The sequence below is a fragment of the Streptomyces sp. TRM68367 genome, assembly GCF_014495685.1.
Lineage (GTDB): Bacteria > Actinomycetota > Actinomycetes > Streptomycetales > Streptomycetaceae > Streptomyces.
On sequence record NZ_JACTVI010000048.1, the window covers coordinates 1 to 14,527 of the forward strand.

The 14,527-nt window shown below is 71.1% G+C and carries 14 protein-coding genes and 3 pseudogenes; 6 read left to right on the plus strand and 11 right to left on the minus strand.

Translation table 11 applies throughout. From position 1 onward, the window contains the following. Positions 1-84 precede the first annotated feature (84 nt). Positions 85-1,686: a peptide chain release factor 3 gene (locus H8R17_RS26660; protein WP_187825754.1), complete on the minus strand. Its 1,602-nt coding sequence runs from the start codon at positions 1,684-1,686 to the stop codon at positions 85-87. Then, on the minus strand, positions 1,683-2,138 hold the full coding sequence (locus tag H8R17_RS26665; RefSeq protein ID WP_187825755.1) for a MerR family transcriptional regulator: 456 nt from the start codon (positions 2,136-2,138) through the stop codon (positions 1,683-1,685). The genes H8R17_RS26660 and H8R17_RS26665 overlap by 4 nt, the downstream gene beginning before the upstream one ends. A gap of 213 nt (positions 2,139-2,351) precedes the next feature. Here H8R17_RS26665 and H8R17_RS49415 point away from each other — a divergent pair. Further along, positions 2,352-2,462, plus strand: a pseudogene (locus tag H8R17_RS49415) (6-phosphofructokinase); the annotation flags it as partial. A gap of 33 nt (positions 2,463-2,495) precedes the next feature. Here the strand turns inward: H8R17_RS49415 and H8R17_RS26670 are convergent. Next, a complete protein-coding gene (locus H8R17_RS26670; RefSeq protein ID WP_316959542.1) occupies positions 2,496-3,332 on the minus strand; it encodes an alpha/beta fold hydrolase in 837 nt (278 codons plus the stop codon). A 1,094-nt stretch (positions 3,333-4,426) separates the two neighbouring features. Here H8R17_RS26670 and H8R17_RS26675 point away from each other — a divergent pair. Both H8R17_RS26675 and H8R17_RS26680 read left to right on the plus strand, forming a co-directional pair. Continuing rightward, positions 4,427-5,410 carry a hypothetical protein gene (locus tag H8R17_RS26675; protein ID WP_187825756.1) on the plus strand — a complete coding sequence of 328 codons (984 nt, stop codon included), beginning with the start codon at positions 4,427-4,429 and terminating at the stop codon, positions 5,408-5,410. 319 nt (positions 5,411-5,729) lie between these two features. Beyond that, positions 5,730-6,569, plus strand: a complete 840-nt coding sequence (locus H8R17_RS26680; protein WP_187825757.1) for a hypothetical protein — start codon at positions 5,730-5,732, stop codon at positions 6,567-6,569. 186 nt (positions 6,570-6,755) lie between these two features. On the opposite strand, the gene H8R17_RS26685 is transcribed toward H8R17_RS26680, so the two are convergent. The 4 genes and pseudogenes from H8R17_RS26685 to H8R17_RS26695 form a co-directional block, all read right to left on the minus strand. Beyond that, positions 6,756-7,898, minus strand: a complete 1,143-nt coding sequence (locus H8R17_RS26685; protein ID WP_187825758.1) for a cation:proton antiporter — start codon at positions 7,896-7,898, stop codon at positions 6,756-6,758. Positions 7,899-7,900: 2 nt separating this feature from the next. Then, positions 7,901-8,380 (minus strand): cation:proton antiporter regulatory subunit, encoded by a 480-nt coding sequence (locus H8R17_RS26690; RefSeq protein WP_187825759.1) that lies wholly within the window; start codon positions 8,378-8,380, stop codon positions 7,901-7,903. Between the two features lie 91 nt (positions 8,381-8,471). After that, positions 8,472-8,610: pseudogene (locus H8R17_RS45825) on the minus strand (Hsp70 family protein); the annotation flags it as partial. 55 nt (positions 8,611-8,665) lie between these two features. Next, complete coding sequence (locus H8R17_RS26695) at positions 8,666-9,535, minus strand: universal stress protein (RefSeq protein ID WP_262505528.1); 870 nt, start codon at positions 9,533-9,535, stop codon at positions 8,666-8,668. Positions 9,536-9,795: 260 nt separating this feature from the next. Between H8R17_RS26695 and H8R17_RS26700 the strand changes: the two genes are divergently transcribed. From H8R17_RS26700 to H8R17_RS26710, 3 genes are all read left to right on the plus strand, one after another. Further along, positions 9,796-10,020 (plus strand): DUF5133 domain-containing protein, encoded by a 225-nt coding sequence (locus tag H8R17_RS26700; protein WP_187825760.1) that lies wholly within the window; start codon positions 9,796-9,798, stop codon positions 10,018-10,020. A gap of 236 nt (positions 10,021-10,256) precedes the next feature. Beyond that, positions 10,257-10,466: a hypothetical protein gene (locus H8R17_RS26705; protein ID WP_187825761.1), complete on the plus strand. Its 210-nt coding sequence runs from the start codon at positions 10,257-10,259 to the stop codon at positions 10,464-10,466. Between the two features lie 321 nt (positions 10,467-10,787). Then, positions 10,788-11,000, plus strand: coding sequence for a hypothetical protein (locus H8R17_RS26710; RefSeq protein WP_187825762.1), 213 nt, complete (start codon positions 10,788-10,790; stop codon positions 10,998-11,000). Positions 11,001-11,151: 151 nt separating this feature from the next. On the opposite strand, the gene H8R17_RS26715 is transcribed toward H8R17_RS26710, so the two are convergent. The 4 genes and pseudogenes from H8R17_RS26715 to H8R17_RS49420 form a co-directional block, all read right to left on the minus strand. Then, positions 11,152-12,507 carry an acyltransferase gene (locus H8R17_RS26715; RefSeq protein WP_187825763.1) on the minus strand — a complete coding sequence of 452 codons (1,356 nt, stop codon included), beginning with the start codon at positions 12,505-12,507 and terminating at the stop codon, positions 11,152-11,154. A 208-nt stretch (positions 12,508-12,715) separates the two neighbouring features. Then, a complete protein-coding gene (locus H8R17_RS26720) occupies positions 12,716-13,642 on the minus strand; it encodes a universal stress protein (RefSeq protein WP_262505529.1) in 927 nt (308 codons plus the stop codon). A 13-nt stretch (positions 13,643-13,655) separates the two neighbouring features. Next, complete coding sequence (locus H8R17_RS45830) at positions 13,656-14,033, minus strand: hypothetical protein (RefSeq protein WP_223125507.1); 378 nt, start codon at positions 14,031-14,033, stop codon at positions 13,656-13,658. A gap of 258 nt (positions 14,034-14,291) precedes the next feature. Further along, positions 14,292-14,441: pseudogene (locus H8R17_RS49420) on the minus strand (FAD-dependent monooxygenase); the annotation flags it as partial. Between the last annotated feature and the right edge of the window lie 86 nt (positions 14,442-14,527).

Consider the following 14,527-nt stretch of genomic DNA (forward strand, 5'->3'; position numbering starts at 1 on the left):
CGGCCCAACGCCACACCCCCGGCCCGAGACACCCCCGGGCCGGTCACACCATACGAATCAACGACCCGCGAAGTACGGGACTAGCTAGTCATGTGCGGCGATGAGGTGGTCGAGGCGGGCGCCAGGGAACTCCCGCTGGAAGGAACTCGCCTGCCAACGGTCGGGAAAGAGGGCGAGCTGGACCTTGTCCCGGATACGGGTGAGAGCCTCGCCCTGGACGATCCGCGAGCGGTTGAGCGCCTCCCCGCCGGCCGAGTCGGTGGCGCGGGCCAGGTGGTACGGCAGCATCTCCAGCTTGACGGAGGCGGAGAACTCACTCGCCATGCGAGCGGCGACGACGTCGAACTGCATCGGGCCCACGGCCGCGAGTACGGGCGCCTGGTCGCCACGCAGGTCGGAGACGAGGACCTGTACCACGCCCTCCTCGTCCAGCTGGGCGATGCCGCGCCGGAACTGCTTGGAGCGGCCCAGGTCGACCGGGCGGACCACGGCGAAGTGCTCGGGTGCGAAGGTGGGCATCGGCGGGAACACCGCCGCCTTGTCCGCGTACAGCGTGTCGCCGACACGCAGGGCGGTGGCGTTGACCAGGCCGACCACGTCGCCGGGGTAGGCGATGTCGACCATGGAGCGGTCCTGGCCGAAGACGCTGTGCGCGTACTTGGTGGCGAACGGCTTGCCCGAGGCGGCCCGGGTGACGGTCACGCCGCGTTCGAAGATCCCGGAACAGACCCGCATGAAGGCGATCCGGTCGCGGTGGGCGGGGTCCATGTTGGCCTGCACCTTGAACACCAGCCCCGAGAACGGCGCGTCCACCGGCCGGGCGCCGCCGCCCTCCAGAGCGCGCGGCCCGGGCGGCGGGGCGAGGTCGACGACGGCGTCCAGCAGCAGCCGTACGCCGATGTTGGAGATCGCCGCGCCGAAGAACACCGGGGTGCTCCGGCCCGTAAGGAACGCCTCCTGGTCGTGCAGGGCGCCATCGGCCCGCAGCAGGTCCAGTTCCTCAACGGCCCTGCTCCAGTCGGCTTCGTCCTCCAGTGCGGCTCGTTGCGCGGGCACCAGCGCCTCTCTGGCCTCGTGGGCACCGCCCGGGGTGCGGGTGTAGCGCAGCATCCGCTCCGGCTCGCGTACGTCGATCAGCCCGCGCAGATGTCCCGCGTCGCCGACCGGCCAGGTGACCGGGGTGGGCCTGAGGCGGAACTCGCGCTCGATCTCGTCCAGCAGCTCCAGCGCCTCACGCCCCGGCCGGTCCCATTTGTTGACGAACGTGATCACCGGGATGCCGCGGTGACGGCAGACATCAAAGAGCTTGCGGGTCTGCTCCTCCAGGCCCTTGGCCGCGTCGATCAGCATTACCGCGCAGTCGACCGCCGCCAGCACCCGGTAGGTGTCCTCGGAGAAGTCGGCGTGACCGGGGGTGTCCAGCAGGTTCAGCACGCAGCCGCGGTGGGCGAACTGCAGCACAGCGGAGGTGACGGAGATGCCGCGGGCCTTCTCCATCTCCATCCAGTCCGACGAGACCCCTCTCCGCCCGGACTTGCCGTGCACCGCGCCCGCCTCGGTGATGGCGTGCGCGTGCAGCGCCAGGGCCTCGGTCAGCGTGGACTTGCCCGCGTCCGGGTGGCTGATCACCGCGAACGTGCGCCGCCGGGACGCCTCCGAGGCGGCCCCTTCACTGTGCGGGCTCATCGGACCGCCTCCACACCGCTGCCGTCAGCGGTCGCGGCGGCGTCCAGCAGCCGGGCCAGGTGGCCGTGAAGGGAGCGGGCGAAGTCCTCCGCCTGCCCCAGCTGCCGGCGCAGATCCTCGCAGCGTGCGTCGGCCCGGACCCAGTACGTGCGCAATCGTGCCACCAGTTCCTCATGTGCCTGCTCGTCGGTCTCCGGCAACGGCCCGCCGTCGTCGGGCAGCTGCTCCAGCAGCTCCAGTACGGCGCGGACGTCGTCGAGCGAGAAGCCCAGCGGCCGCATCCGCCGCACCAGGGCCAGGCGGCGCACCTCGGCCTCGGTGTAAAGGCGGAACCCGCCCATGCTGCGCCCGCTCGGGACGACCACGCCCACGTCCTCGTAGTGGCGGATCGTCCGCAGGGACAGTCCCGTGCGCTCGGACACCTCGCCGATCTGCATCAGCCTCTCACCCACGGCCTCACCGTCTCGCCTCGCGCGCCGGCACCCTTGCCGGAGCTACAAACCTAACCTTTCGTCAGGGTAGGTTTGCAAGTGAGTGGAACCGAGGGCAGCCGCGGACAGGCTGCCGTCGTCGTCACGGCAGCGTCGCCCCACTCCCCCTCGGGGTGCCGCTGCCGTCACTCGCATCCGGCCGCGGACAGCCGGCCTGACGGAGTCAGCTCGGTCCTGCGCACGGGTGCCCTCACGTCCGGCGGCGACTGCCCCGGCCTGAACACCGTCATCCGGTCCGTCGTGCACCGCGCCGTGGCCGGCCACGGCGACGAGTCATCGGCGTTTTTGGGTACTCGGTGCCGGGTGGACCCGAACACCTCACGACTCAGTAGTCTCAGCAGTTGCGCCCTGGATCACGCGGGCGACCAGTTCAGGTGCGTCGCTCATGGGGACGTGGCCGCAGCCGGGCAGCGGGACGAGCCGAGCAGCGGGGATCATGGCCTTGGCGCGGGCGGCCTGCCGGGGCGGCAGAAGACGGTCCCGTGTGCCCCAGGCAATGGTGACCGGCACACCGGGGACGTCCCCGGCGAACAGCCGCGGTACGCGCCCGGCCCGCAGCGTGGCAGTGAACGCCTGCGAGTTCCGCAATGTCTTCAGCGTCGCGAGGGTTTCCTCCGGCGGGCACAGGTCCGGGCGGCCGTAGAGGGTGCCGGTCAAGGCGGCCCGTCCGGCCGCGCTTCCCGCCAGGCGGGCGATGGCCGCTTCGGGGAGGAGCCGGGTTCCGCGCCGGGCCGCGTTCAGCACCGCATAGGTGTACCGCCGCTCGGCGGGCGTCCAGAAGCCCGCCGGGGCCAGCGCCGTTACGCTGCGTGCGAGCCCCGCCTGCGCCATGCGCAGCCCGATCAGGCCGCCCAGGGAATGCCCGGCCACGTGTGGCCGGTGCACGCCCAGCTCCGCCAGGAGGGCCTCCAGCCAGGCCACCGCGGTATCCAGATCGCGCGGCACCCCCGGGCCGAGGTCAGGGGACTGCCCGAAGCCCGGCAAGTCGATGGCGATCGTTTGGTAGTCCTCGCCGAGCAGCGGCACGACTCGGCCCCAGGCTCTGCGGTGATACCCGAGGCCGTGGAGCAGAAGCAGCGGCTCGCCGGTGCCCTGCCGCTCGTAGGCCACCGCGACCGGCATCAGGCCCTCGGCGCGGGCTTCCGCAAACGACACTCCGGGCGGGGCGACCGCTTCATTCGTTCCCCAGCCGGATGCGCGCTGAGACTGCTCGACGGCCGATCCTTCCCTGCGGTCATGGATGAGCGAAGCCGCAGCCTGCGCCATCCGGAGCGGCCGGTTGGCCGTGGCGATCAGAGCAGAGACCAACACCATCCTCCACACCGCCTCCTCGCCCAGCTTTTACACCTTTCCGCACGACAAGTGGGTTGACCTTTTATTATTCCCATATCGTATTATTTGAGTCAGATAGCAGCAAGTTATCTCAGTCCAGTGCGTGCATGGTGCACCTCCCGGGTTTCCCGGATTCCGGGGCCGCCGCCGCGGGTTCCGGCCGCTCCGCTGCATCCAGTGCAGCCGGCCCTCAGGGCCATCGCCCCAACGCCGGGCGCAAATCAGGGCCGCCGCCCACGCCAGTCGTGCCCCACCAGGCCACGACAAGGCACATGTCCTCCGACAACTGCGGGGCGCCGCTCTCGGTCGAGGCATCCGCCGCCCCGGTGCGGGGTCCTTCACCCACACAGGCCACCGCTTCCACGAACGGGGCCTGCGAGCGCACACAGGCGATCACCTCGACAAGCTGATCACGCAGCAACTTGCAGGCGCCGGGGCTCATGCTCCACCCCAACCCAGTCTCCTCAGCGCATCGTTCAACTCTCAGATGCGCCACCCCACAACGGCCAGCAGCACCGCGGCCACGACCGTCGCCGCCGAGCAGACGACCATCGCAGCCCGGGCCCACCCGCCCTGGCAACAGACGACGCCGAGGCACTCCGCCCGAAGGCCGGCCGCCAAACCCCGAGCAGGGGATGCAGACGGCACGGCTTCACCACCAGAAAGTTCCATGCACTGCACAACGCGCAACAAGACGAACCACAACGCCGCCGCGCCGTCATCACACCAACGGCCCAGCTGGGCGGCGCGCGCTGGAGTGCGCTGGTGATCTCCTTTGTGATCGCTCTCGGCCCCTCTCGTGCGGGGTGTGCCCGGTGGGCGTGGAGATGCGGAAGTGCTCAGTTGCGGTCACTGTGGGTCAGGGGCCGGTTACCGACCGATCCATGCCGAGCATCGGACTAGCCGAAGGAAACGTGATGGCCGCAGCTTCAGACATGCTTGTTCCGGCACTGCGTGAGGTCCGCAAGGCCGAAGCGGCGCTTGCCGACCGCTTCAACGCCCACCTCGCAGGCACGCCCGCCGGGGAGTACCGGGAGGTCCTGGAGCGCCGCGTCGGCGACGCCCGGGGCCACGTGTACCGCATCGACGAACGTCTCAGTACGTTGCAGGCCCGCGGGCGGCTGCAGAGCGTTTTCGGGGGTGGGTTGCGCTTCACCGGCCAAGCCGCCCGGCTTCCCTTCGAGCTGGCCTGGGCGGTCCCGAACGCCGTGTTCCGGAGCCGAGGACCGGCAACGGAGCACGGGCTGCTGAAGAACATCGAGGACGAGTACGCAGTCACCGCGTACGCCGTGGCCAGCTGCCGGGCCGCCGAGCGCATCGCCCAGGAGGCCCACGACGCCGCCAGCTCCGAGCTGCTCAGTTCCATCCGCCGCGACCACGAAGAGGCGCTGGAAGAGCTCGGCAGCAGTCTCGAGCAGCACGCCGAGGCAGCGGTGGCGGCTGCCGAAAGCGGCGACGGTTTGAGCGCCACCGGCGTCGGCCGGGCAGTCCGCGCCTGGAGCAGCTGGCTGCGGGAGACGGCTGAGCGCATGCCGGGTGCGGACCGGCTCCAGGGGGCGCCGGAGGGAGCCCTCATCAGGGACTACGAGCTGCCGATCCCCGACTACCGCAGGCTCAGCACCAAGACGATCCTCGAGCGGCTCCCGCACCTCTCCCAGAGGGATCTGGCCACGGTCGGCGCCTACGAGCGTGCCCACGCTGCCCGCCCCATGATCCTCAGTCGGATCGCCGACCTGCTCGGGCCGGAGCCCTGGCCCGGCTACGACAGCATGAACGAGGACGAGATCATCAAGCGGCTGGGCGAGGCGGAGGAGGGCCTCACCCGGCGGGCGCTGGGCTACGAGCGTCGCCATCAGGCACGCTCCAGCATTCTCTCCACCGCCGAACGAGTCCCCGCCTGACGCCTTTCGGGCGGGGGCACGTCTCCCTTGCCCTTTCTTCAGGGCCGCTGTCGCTCCCTGGTCTCACTGGCAGGCATCAGGACCGGGGTCGGCACTGGCTGCAGGGGTAGGGACCCGGTAGACCGTCAGCCGTCCGCGCACCCACCCCCGGCCACCGACAGGGCCACGTCGTGGGCACGCCAACAGCAGCTGCGCGTCAGGGAAGTTGACATGAACGTCGCGGCCCCGCCATGCACCTGAGCACCCGGGGTGGCGGACATCCCGGGGCGCGGGAGGCGAGACATGATGGAGGTAAGCGTTCCGCGAAGAGGAGTACGGCATGGCCAGGGTGGACTCTGGCGGTCCCGAGGGCCTGGCAGGCGCCAAGTCGCGGTTCGACGACATCTACGACCGGCCAGACCCTCGCGCATACTTCACGCGGCTGGCCCCGCTGGAGTACCAGATCCCGCACCACGCTCAGCCGGTCTTCCGGCGGGCCGCCGCCGAACGGGCCGCGCTCGACGACGGCCACCCCGGCAAGCCGGCGGTGCTGGATGTGTGCTGCTCGTACGGGATCAACGCCGCGCTGCTCAACCACGACATCACGCTGGCGGAGATGTACGAGCGGTACACCTCCCCTCACTGCCAGACGTTGTCGACGGTGGAACTCACGGCACGAGACAAGGAGTTGTATGCCGAGCGCCGCCGACCGGACGCAGTGCCGGTGTTCGGCCTGGACGTCGCGGCACCCGCCGTGCACTACGCCCTCGAGGTGGGACTACTGGAAGCCGGCTTCACCGACAACCTGGAACGGAGCTCACCCGGCCCCAGGCTGAGCCGCGCACTCGCCGAGGTCGGTCTCATCACGCTGACAGGCGGCAGCAGCTATATCACCGCCCGAACGTTCACGGCACTGCTGGACGGCGCCCGGAGACCGGTATGGGTCAGCGCGTTTGTGCTACGGACAGTGTCGTACCATCCGATCGTCCGGACATTGGCCGCGCACGGTCTGCGCACCACCCTCGATGTCTCCCGCACCTACCTCCAGCGCCTCTTCACCGACGAGCGGGAACGACAGTATGCGATCGAGGCGGTACGGGCGCTGGGTGGCGACCCTACCGGGCGCGAGGAGAACGGCCGTTTGCACAGCCTGCACTACGAGTCCCGACCCAATAGATGATCTCCGGCGGGGAATTGAACAAGCTCACTCGTGGAAGCCGACCTGCTCCAGGCGGGCCGCGGCCCGCGGGCTCATGTCGCACAGCCAGTCCCAGCAGTACGCCGACGCCACGGTGTCGAGGAGAGGGATGGCGCGCTGGGCGCGGCGCGGACCCGCACGTGTCTGCCGGTCCTTTGGCTGCCGTCCTCACCGAAGCAGGCGCGGGGCACCTGCGAGGCGGGTGAGGAACGGTCCCGCGATGGCGAGGATGAAGACGTAGGCGGTGACCAGGGGGGCGAGGTCGCCGTCCCGCGTGCCGACCAGTCCGATGATGACGATGGAGAACTCGCCGCGCACGATGAGCGTCGTTCCGGCCCGCAGCTGACCAGGGCGGCCGATGTGATCCCGCGCCGCCGCGTACCGTCCGGTGAGCAGTTTCGTAGCGGCCGTGACCGCGGCCAGCGCAAGCGCGGGGGGAAGGAGCGGCACCAGGTCGTCCGCGTCGACCGACAGGCCGATGGCGAGGAAGAAGACGGCGGCGAACAGATCCCGCAGGGGCCCGAGCACGGCGCGGGCCCGGTCGGCGGTCTCACCGGTGAGGGCAAGCCCGACGAGGAAGGCTCCCACCGCCGCCGAGACGTGTACCAGTTCGGCGAGCGCCGCGACGCTCAGGGTCAGGCCCAGCACCCTGAGCATGAGCTGTTCGTCGTCGGGGTGCGAGAGCAGCCGGCCAAGGTGGTGCCCCCACCGGTAGGAAGCGGCGAAGGCCGCCAGCACCGCCCCCACGGCCGCCAGGACGCCGAGGACGGCCTGCCACCAGGAGCCACCGGACGCCAGGACCGCCAGCAGCGGCAGGTACGCGGCCATGGCGATGTCCTCCATCACCAGGACGGACAGGATGGCGGGCGTCTCCCGGTTCCCCACCCGCCGCAGGTCGGCGAGCAGCCGGGCGACCATCCCCGAGGAGGAGATGTACGTGGCGCCCGCGAGGGCCAGGATGCCGATGGCATCCAGGCCGAGAAGCCATCCGGCCACCGCGCCGGGTGCGGCGTTGAGCACGAGGTCGACGACAGCGGAGGGCAGGTGCCGGCGCAGGCTGCCGGTGAACTCGGTGAGAGAGAACTGCAGTCCGAGCGTGAGCAGCAGCAGGACCACACCGATGGCCGCCCCGGTCTCGACGAACTCACCGGCAGCCGGCACCGGGGCGATACCCCCCTCCCCGAGGGCCAGGCCGGCGACCAGGTAGAGCGGCACTGGCGAGAGCGAAAAGCGCCGTGCGGCGGCACCGAGCACGCTGAGCGCGGTGAGAATCAGCCCGAGCTCCAGCAACAGCGCGATGAGATGACGCACCCCTAGCCCTGGATGATCCGGTCCACGCCGGCGATCCCCTCACGGGTTCCGATCACCACCAGCACATCACCGGACCGGAGCACTTCTTCGGGTTTCGGCGATACGATCACTTCCTCGCCACGGACGATCGCCACGATGGAGGCGCCCGTGCGGGAGCGGGCTCTGGTGCTGCCCAGCGGCTGGCCGGAGTACGGGCTGGCGGAGCGGACCTCGACCTGCCCCGACAGCAGTCCAGGCACTTCCTTTGTGAGGTCCGCGAAGCGTTCGGCGATCCGCGGGGCGCCGAGAATCTCGGCCACCACGTCGGCCTCCTCACTGTTGAGCCGCACCAAGGGCCGGCTCGCGTCGGGATCACCGCTCTCGTAGACGACCAGTTCGAAGCCGCCGGTCCGCTCCACGACGATGCCGATCAGGTTGCCCTCGTGGTTGATGAACTCATACCGCAGCCCCACCCCTGGCAGGAGTACCTCGGTGACGTCCATGCGCTCATCATCACCGCACTCCAAGGCCCCGGGGGGTATGCGGTCAGGCGTGTCACCGTCGCGCCCGTGCGGCGGTCGAGCCTGTGCAGCACAGGTCGATCCCTGGCGCCTGCCGGAACTCGTCCGCGAGGTGGTCCACGAGCCGCCGGTCGAAGTCGTCGCCCAGATGGGTGTCTGTCCCGGGCGGTCGACCGGACCTCCACCACACCGTCCCCCACATCGAGGAGAGTACGACGGCCGACCGATGGATCTCCGCAGCGTCGCGGCGTTCCATCAGAAGGGGCCCTAGCCCACGGGCACCACGGCGACCGGGCAGCTCGCGTGGTGCAGCACGGCGTGTACCACCGAGCCCAGGCGCAGCCCGAGCCTGCCTGCGGGCGGATGACGCGGCAGCACCAGCAGCCTGGCGTCGGCGGATGTCTCCACCAGTACGGCGGCGGGCGAGCCGACGGCCAGCTCTGTGTCCACGTGCACTTGCGGATATTCCGCGACGGGCCGGGCCGCGTGGTTCAGCACCCGCGCGTGGACCTGCCGTTCCGCGTCCACCTCACTGACCTGCGGAATCATCAGGCCCGCGGGCATGGGGGGTGCCCATGCGTGGATCAGCCGCACGGGGGCCCGAAGCAGGTCCGCCTCGGCGAGGGCGAACCGCACGGCCTCCTCGTCGTGCTCGTCGCGTACGCCGACCACGATGCCGCCGTCAGCGGTCCTCTCCGTGTGCCCGCGCACGACGATGACCGGCGAGGTGGCGTGCGCGGCCACCTTCAGGCTCACCGATCCCAGCAGCAGCCCGGCGAACCCGCCCCGCCCGCGCGTGCCCACCACCAGCATGTCGGCGTCCTCGGCCGCCGTCAGGAGGGCCTCGGCCGGATGGTCCCGGGCGGGGACGGTCTCGATGCGCAGCCCCGGATGGGCGGCGGCGAGCCGGGCCCGGGCGTCGTCCAGCACGGTGGCCGCCGCGTCCAGGACCTGCTGATCGGCACCCTCGGAAACGAGTTCGAGCTCGGCCCCCGTGATGCCGTGGACGGCGTGGACGACCCGCAGCGTGCCGCCGCGCAGCTCGGTCTCGGTGGCGGCCCAGTCCGCGGTGAGCCAGCTGTGCGCAGTGTCGTCGAGGCCGAGGAGCACCGTGCCGGTGCGGCCGTCATGCATCATCGTGCCTCCAATGAACTCTTGGCACGCGCGGTGACCCCGGTGTCCCCCTTCGGGACGGCGGCAAACGCTGTCGGCCTGCTCTGAACCGAACGAGGATCCACGACAGTAGCCGTACACCATCCAGCACCGGCGGATGCCCGGTCTGCCCGAAGCCGAGCGGCCCGCCAAGCCACGGCCTCCAGATGCGGTAGGCGTCGAGGGCTGCAACCGTATGGGTGAAGGCGATGCTCCACACGAGCTACATCGGAACGGAGCCGACCATGATCACGGCGCACCCTTCGGTCCTGCGGGAACTGGTCGAACGATGCGAAACGCTCAGGCGCCGCCTGGCCGCCGACAGCGGCGCCGAGACCGCCCGCCAGCTCGAGGACGTCACCTACACACTGTGTGTGATCACCGGCACCCGCCAGCTGGACACGGCACTGTCCGTCGCCCGTCGACAACTGGCCGAGGCCATGAGACGAGAACAGCCCCCTCGCCGCTGAAATGCCGCCTCTGCACCTAGGGCAGGCAACGTTCGCCCCGTCGCGACGCCCGGCACGCCCTCTCGCCGCACCGGCCGAAAGCCCAAGTACATCCAGTGCGAGGACTTCCGTCCGGCACGCCGAGAGCACGCACCGGACGCCGCTCCTTGACGGGCAAACGTTGCCTGCCGCGGCTCTAGGTCGGCATCTTGTCGTGTCACCGGGGCGACGGAGTCCAACGTCCTGACGCTCCTCCAGTGCGGCCACTTCCTGACGCTCGGTGTCCCGACGCGGTGGTGGTCACCGGCGACGTCGCGGACGACGGCTCCCACGAGGCGTACACGCGGGCACGTGAACTGCTGTCCGGCGTGCTGAACAACTGCCCGTCCCCCTCCAAGGGTGCCGTTCGGTCGGGTGCCGCCCGCGCCCGCGGCCCACTGCCCCATACGTCGCCGCTCCAGCCGTGATCCAGCGCACCGTGACCCACACCCGGTGGCCGGTTCCTGCCCGCGGGGGCAACCGGTCCTCCGCGTCCTCGACGAGGAGGGCCAAAACCTGTCGCCTCTCCTCCCGCTGCCCCTCGGCGTCCCGCTCGACCGCATCCGCCGCCGTCAGCCCCGCAAGCAAACCGCAGACCAGGGCGAACACCCACCCGGTGGCGCTCGGCGGACTGAGGACGGGATGGTGGATTCATCGGGGTCAGGGGCATTCTGGTCGTAGGCCTCCACAGGCCCGAGCGGAGTGTTCAGCTCCGTACCCTGCTGCTCCTGCCGTCCGCAGGGGGCGAGATGAAAGTCGAAATGATCCAACCGGCTGCCAGCGTGCTGTTGGATGTCCCGGATGACGTGCATGAGGAGATCATCATGCTGATCGAGGCTGTGGCCGAGGACCGGAAGACGCAGGTCTCGAATCTGTCCGCAGCATTCGGTGAATGGTGCTGGCTGGTGTATACGCGCCATGGTGACGTGATCGAAGTACTGGATGTCGGCTGCGCCCGGTGAAAGTCAGCGACGCCGGGGCCCGCTGTCCGCGGCACAGACACAGCGGCGGCCGGACCTCTGATCCACCTCGGGCAGCTCCGCCCGTCTTACGTCCTCAAACCAGGAACAGGTCTTTGATGGACAGCGGACACCACAATCCCCTGCCACCGTCTCAGTCGGTCCGGCGGCCGGTTGCGGCGCGGGCCGCGCGGAGTAGGGCCGCGCCGGCCAGGAAGATGGCCAGGGCCGCGGTTGGCAGCCCCAGCGGGCCGTGGTCGGCCGGACCGGCGAGGGCCACACCGAGCAGACCGAGCACGCAGGCGGCGTAGCCGACGGTGGTCGCGGTGGCGCGCAACCGGGGCCGGCCGAGCGCCCTCGGCGTCCACCGACCGTGCGAGGCCACGGCGCCGCGCCGCAGGCCGCGCCCCTCGACCCGGCCGAAGACTGCCACCAGCGCGGCGAGCACGGCGAACAGCACGACCAGCCACGGCAGCTTCCACAGCAGCCACGCTCCCGTGTCCCCGGGGGGTTGGGGCAGCGGGAACAGGCCTGAGCCGTACACGGCCACGGCGACGAGCACGAACGCGCTCATGTGCCACAGCAGCACAGTCAGGATCACCGAGTTCACGGCGACCACGGCCGTCCACGGCCCGATCCGTTGCAGCCGCCGCGTCGCCGCGTCGCGCAGGAGCAGCACCAGCCCGAGCTGAGCCGTGGCCAACGCCAGCAGCGCGAGTGTTGGCGGCGAGAGGTTGCGGAACGACGTGCCGGGAACGTCGACCATGCTGATCGGGTACGGGCCGGCCACCGTGAGCAACACCGTCACCGCGGTACCACCCACCAGCAGGGGCACGGCCACCCCAGGCCGGACCGGCAGCGTGCCGTCCTGCCACGCGAAGCCGATCTGGTGCACCGCCAGCCAGGCGAACAGGTAGTTCCCCAGCTGCAGCGTCGGCGCGTCGAAGGCCAGCCGCGCTACGTCCCCGGCGGCGACCAGCCCCACCAGTACCAGCGGCACGACCAGCCCCGCCCGCCGGTGCAGGCGGTGCATCGGCGGCGTCAGGAAGACCACCACGAGGTAGACGAGCAGGAACCACAGGGGGATCGAGGCCAGCCACACCGCCCGGCCCACCTGAGCGGGCTCGACGCCCGCACGTCGGGCGATCAGTGCGCCGGCGGCGAGCGTCACCAGCAGCACGGTCGTCGGCCGAACGAGCCGCGCGCTGCGGTCGAGCAGCCAGTCCCCGACGGCGCCGCCCCCACGGGTGTGCGAGATCAGCGAGGCGGCGTTGGCGAACCCACCGACCATGAAGAACACCGGCATCACCTGGACCAGCCAGGTGATCGGGCGGCCCCACGGCAGCACTTCCAGGGCGCTGAAGCCGTCCACGCCGCGCGCCCCGCCGGTGACCACGATGACCATCCAGTGACCGAGTACCACGATGAGGATGGCGAGCGCCCGCAGCAGGTCGACATAACGCTCACGCCGTGGCGGTGTGCGCTCCGCGAGTTCCCGCAGGCCCTGCACCCGGCCATCATACGAACGCCGGCCGGCGAAGATCGCAAGATCTTGCCCAGAGCAGGAGTGACGCGAGTGTGACCGCAGCTCCCGGTCGAAGCGCGGTGGTCGCCCGCCGCGGCGTCGCGAACGTGCCCGGCTGTTCACCGCGAGGGCGGCCACCTCAACGGTCTGCGGTGTTGACTGCGTGTGTGCTGTCCGCCGTGGCCTGGGCTGCTCAGGACGCGGCTGCGCGTTGCGGCACCACCACGACCGGGCAGTCGGCGTGCAGCAGCGCGGCGTTCGCCACGCGACCGAGGGGCAGCGCGAGCGGCCCGTGGTGTCGAGGGGCGCCGAGGACGAGCAGGTCGGCCGTGGCCGAATGCATGAGCAGGACGTGGTGCGCCGGGCCCTCGGCGGTGACGCGATGCACCACTACGTCAGGGTGATCGCGCTCCGGGGCGCGCAGGGCGTCGTCGAGCAGGGCCGCTGCCTGATCCTCGTAGTGGTGGGCGGGATCCCCGGCGAACAGCGGATGCGCCAGTGGTTTGTGGGCGGGGCGACGCCAGGCGTGTACGGCGTCCAGCGGGCAGCGCCGTGCTTCGGCCTCGCGGAACGCGAACAGCATCGCCGCCGTGCTGGTCGCGGCACCGCCCACGCCGACCACAATGCGGCCATTGACTCCTTGCCGGTTGTCCGGGGTGCCCCGGACCACGACCACCGGGCTGGAGGCATGCGTCGCCAGGGAGCGACTGACCGAGCCCAGCAGCGCGCCCGTGATCGGTCCTCTGCCCCGGCACCCGGTCACGACGGCGGCGGCGCGGCGCGCCTCCCGCAACAGCGCCGCCTCGGCGTCCTCGGGAACGATGTCGACCGTGATCTTCACATCCGGGTTGCGCTGCCGCGCCCGTGAGGCGGCGCGGCCGACGATGTCCTGTGCGAGGGCGTGCTCGGAGGGAACCTCCGCGGACTGCGTGAAGACGGGGCCTTCGTAGCGTTCCCACAGGGAGGCGTGCACGATACGCAACGGCAGGCCGTGCAGGGCCGCCTCGTGCGCGGCCCAGTCGGCCGCCCAGAAGCCGGCCTCCGATCCGTCAACACCCACGACCAGGGGTAGCGTCATCGCGCCCACCGCCTTCAGCACGCGCCAGGATGATGCCTTCATTCTCCCGCGCCCTTCACGTCCTCGGCGCGCTGCCGGTGACGAGCAGCTCCATCAGACGGGCAGCCGTCACCGCACCGGCCAGGCGGGTCCGGTCGCCGTCGCGTTCGACGACGGCGGCCAGCGGGGTGTGCGTGCGCGCCAGGAGTGCTGCGATGTGCCGGACGCTCGTGTCGGGGCCGACCATCGGCGGCCGGAACCGGCGGCGCGGCAGCCAGCCTGCCGTACCGAGGGCCAGGGCCGCGCCGCGCGGGAAGACCGTGCCCGGCCCCGGTGCCCGGAAGCCGGCCCCGGATCCGGCACCTCCGGCCGGACGGATGCTGGGTGTCCCGCACGGCGGCGTAGGCGAGCCACCGCCCGGCCATGACCGGCGCGTACAGCCGGGCAGCGGCACCGGAGCGGTCCAGCAGCGTGAACGCCGCGTCGCGGACGGACACGCGCCGCGCCGTGCGCGCCGTCAGCGCACGGGTGTGCAGATCGGTGTCCCGGACGATGCGGCGGGTGGCCTCGGCGCGCTCCGCGCCGTAACTGTCCAGCAGGGAGACCGGAGAACGGCCCCGGAGTACGGCGGCCAGCTTCCAGGCGAGGTTTTCTGGGCGTCCTGCAGGCCGTTGTTCATGCCCTGCCCGCCCGCCGGGCTGTGCACGCGCGCGGCGTCGCCAGCCAGGAAGACCCGGCCGCGCCGGAAGTCGGTGGCCCGGCGCGCGTGCACCCGGAAGACCGTCTCCCAGACCGGCTCGGTGGTTCCTTGCGCAGCTGCTCGGCCCGTGTCTCCAGGACCACCCGGCGTTCCAGCACCCACGCTGGCACATCCGCCACCCCCAACCCGCCGGTGCGGTGTTCAACTGTCCTTCCGGGGCGTACGGGAGCGACTACCGAGCGTGTCGG

Coding starts and splice junctions, on each gene's coding strand:
- H8R17_RS26710 (WP_187825762.1), top strand. CDS start 10,788: ATGAAAGTCGAAATGATCCAACCGGCTGCCAGCGTGCTGTTGGATGTC.
- H8R17_RS26680 (WP_187825757.1), top strand. CDS start 5,730: ATGGCCAGGGTGGACTCTGGCGGTCCCGAGGGCCTGGCAGGCGCCAAG.
- H8R17_RS26720 (WP_262505529.1), bottom strand. CDS start 13,642: ATGAAGGCATCATCCTGGCGCGTGCTGAAGGCGGTGGGCGCGATGACG.
- H8R17_RS26695 (WP_262505528.1), bottom strand. CDS start 9,535: ATGATGCATGACGGCCGCACCGGCACGGTGCTCCTCGGCCTCGACGAC.
- H8R17_RS26700 (WP_187825760.1), top strand. CDS start 9,796: ATGATCACGGCGCACCCTTCGGTCCTGCGGGAACTGGTCGAACGATGC.
- H8R17_RS26675 (WP_187825756.1), top strand. CDS start 4,427: ATGGCCGCAGCTTCAGACATGCTTGTTCCGGCACTGCGTGAGGTCCGC.
- H8R17_RS26660 (WP_187825754.1), bottom strand. CDS start 1,686: ATGAGCCCGCACAGTGAAGGGGCCGCCTCGGAGGCGTCCCGGCGGCGC.
- H8R17_RS26690 (WP_187825759.1), bottom strand. CDS start 8,380: ATGGACGTCACCGAGGTACTCCTGCCAGGGGTGGGGCTGCGGTATGAG.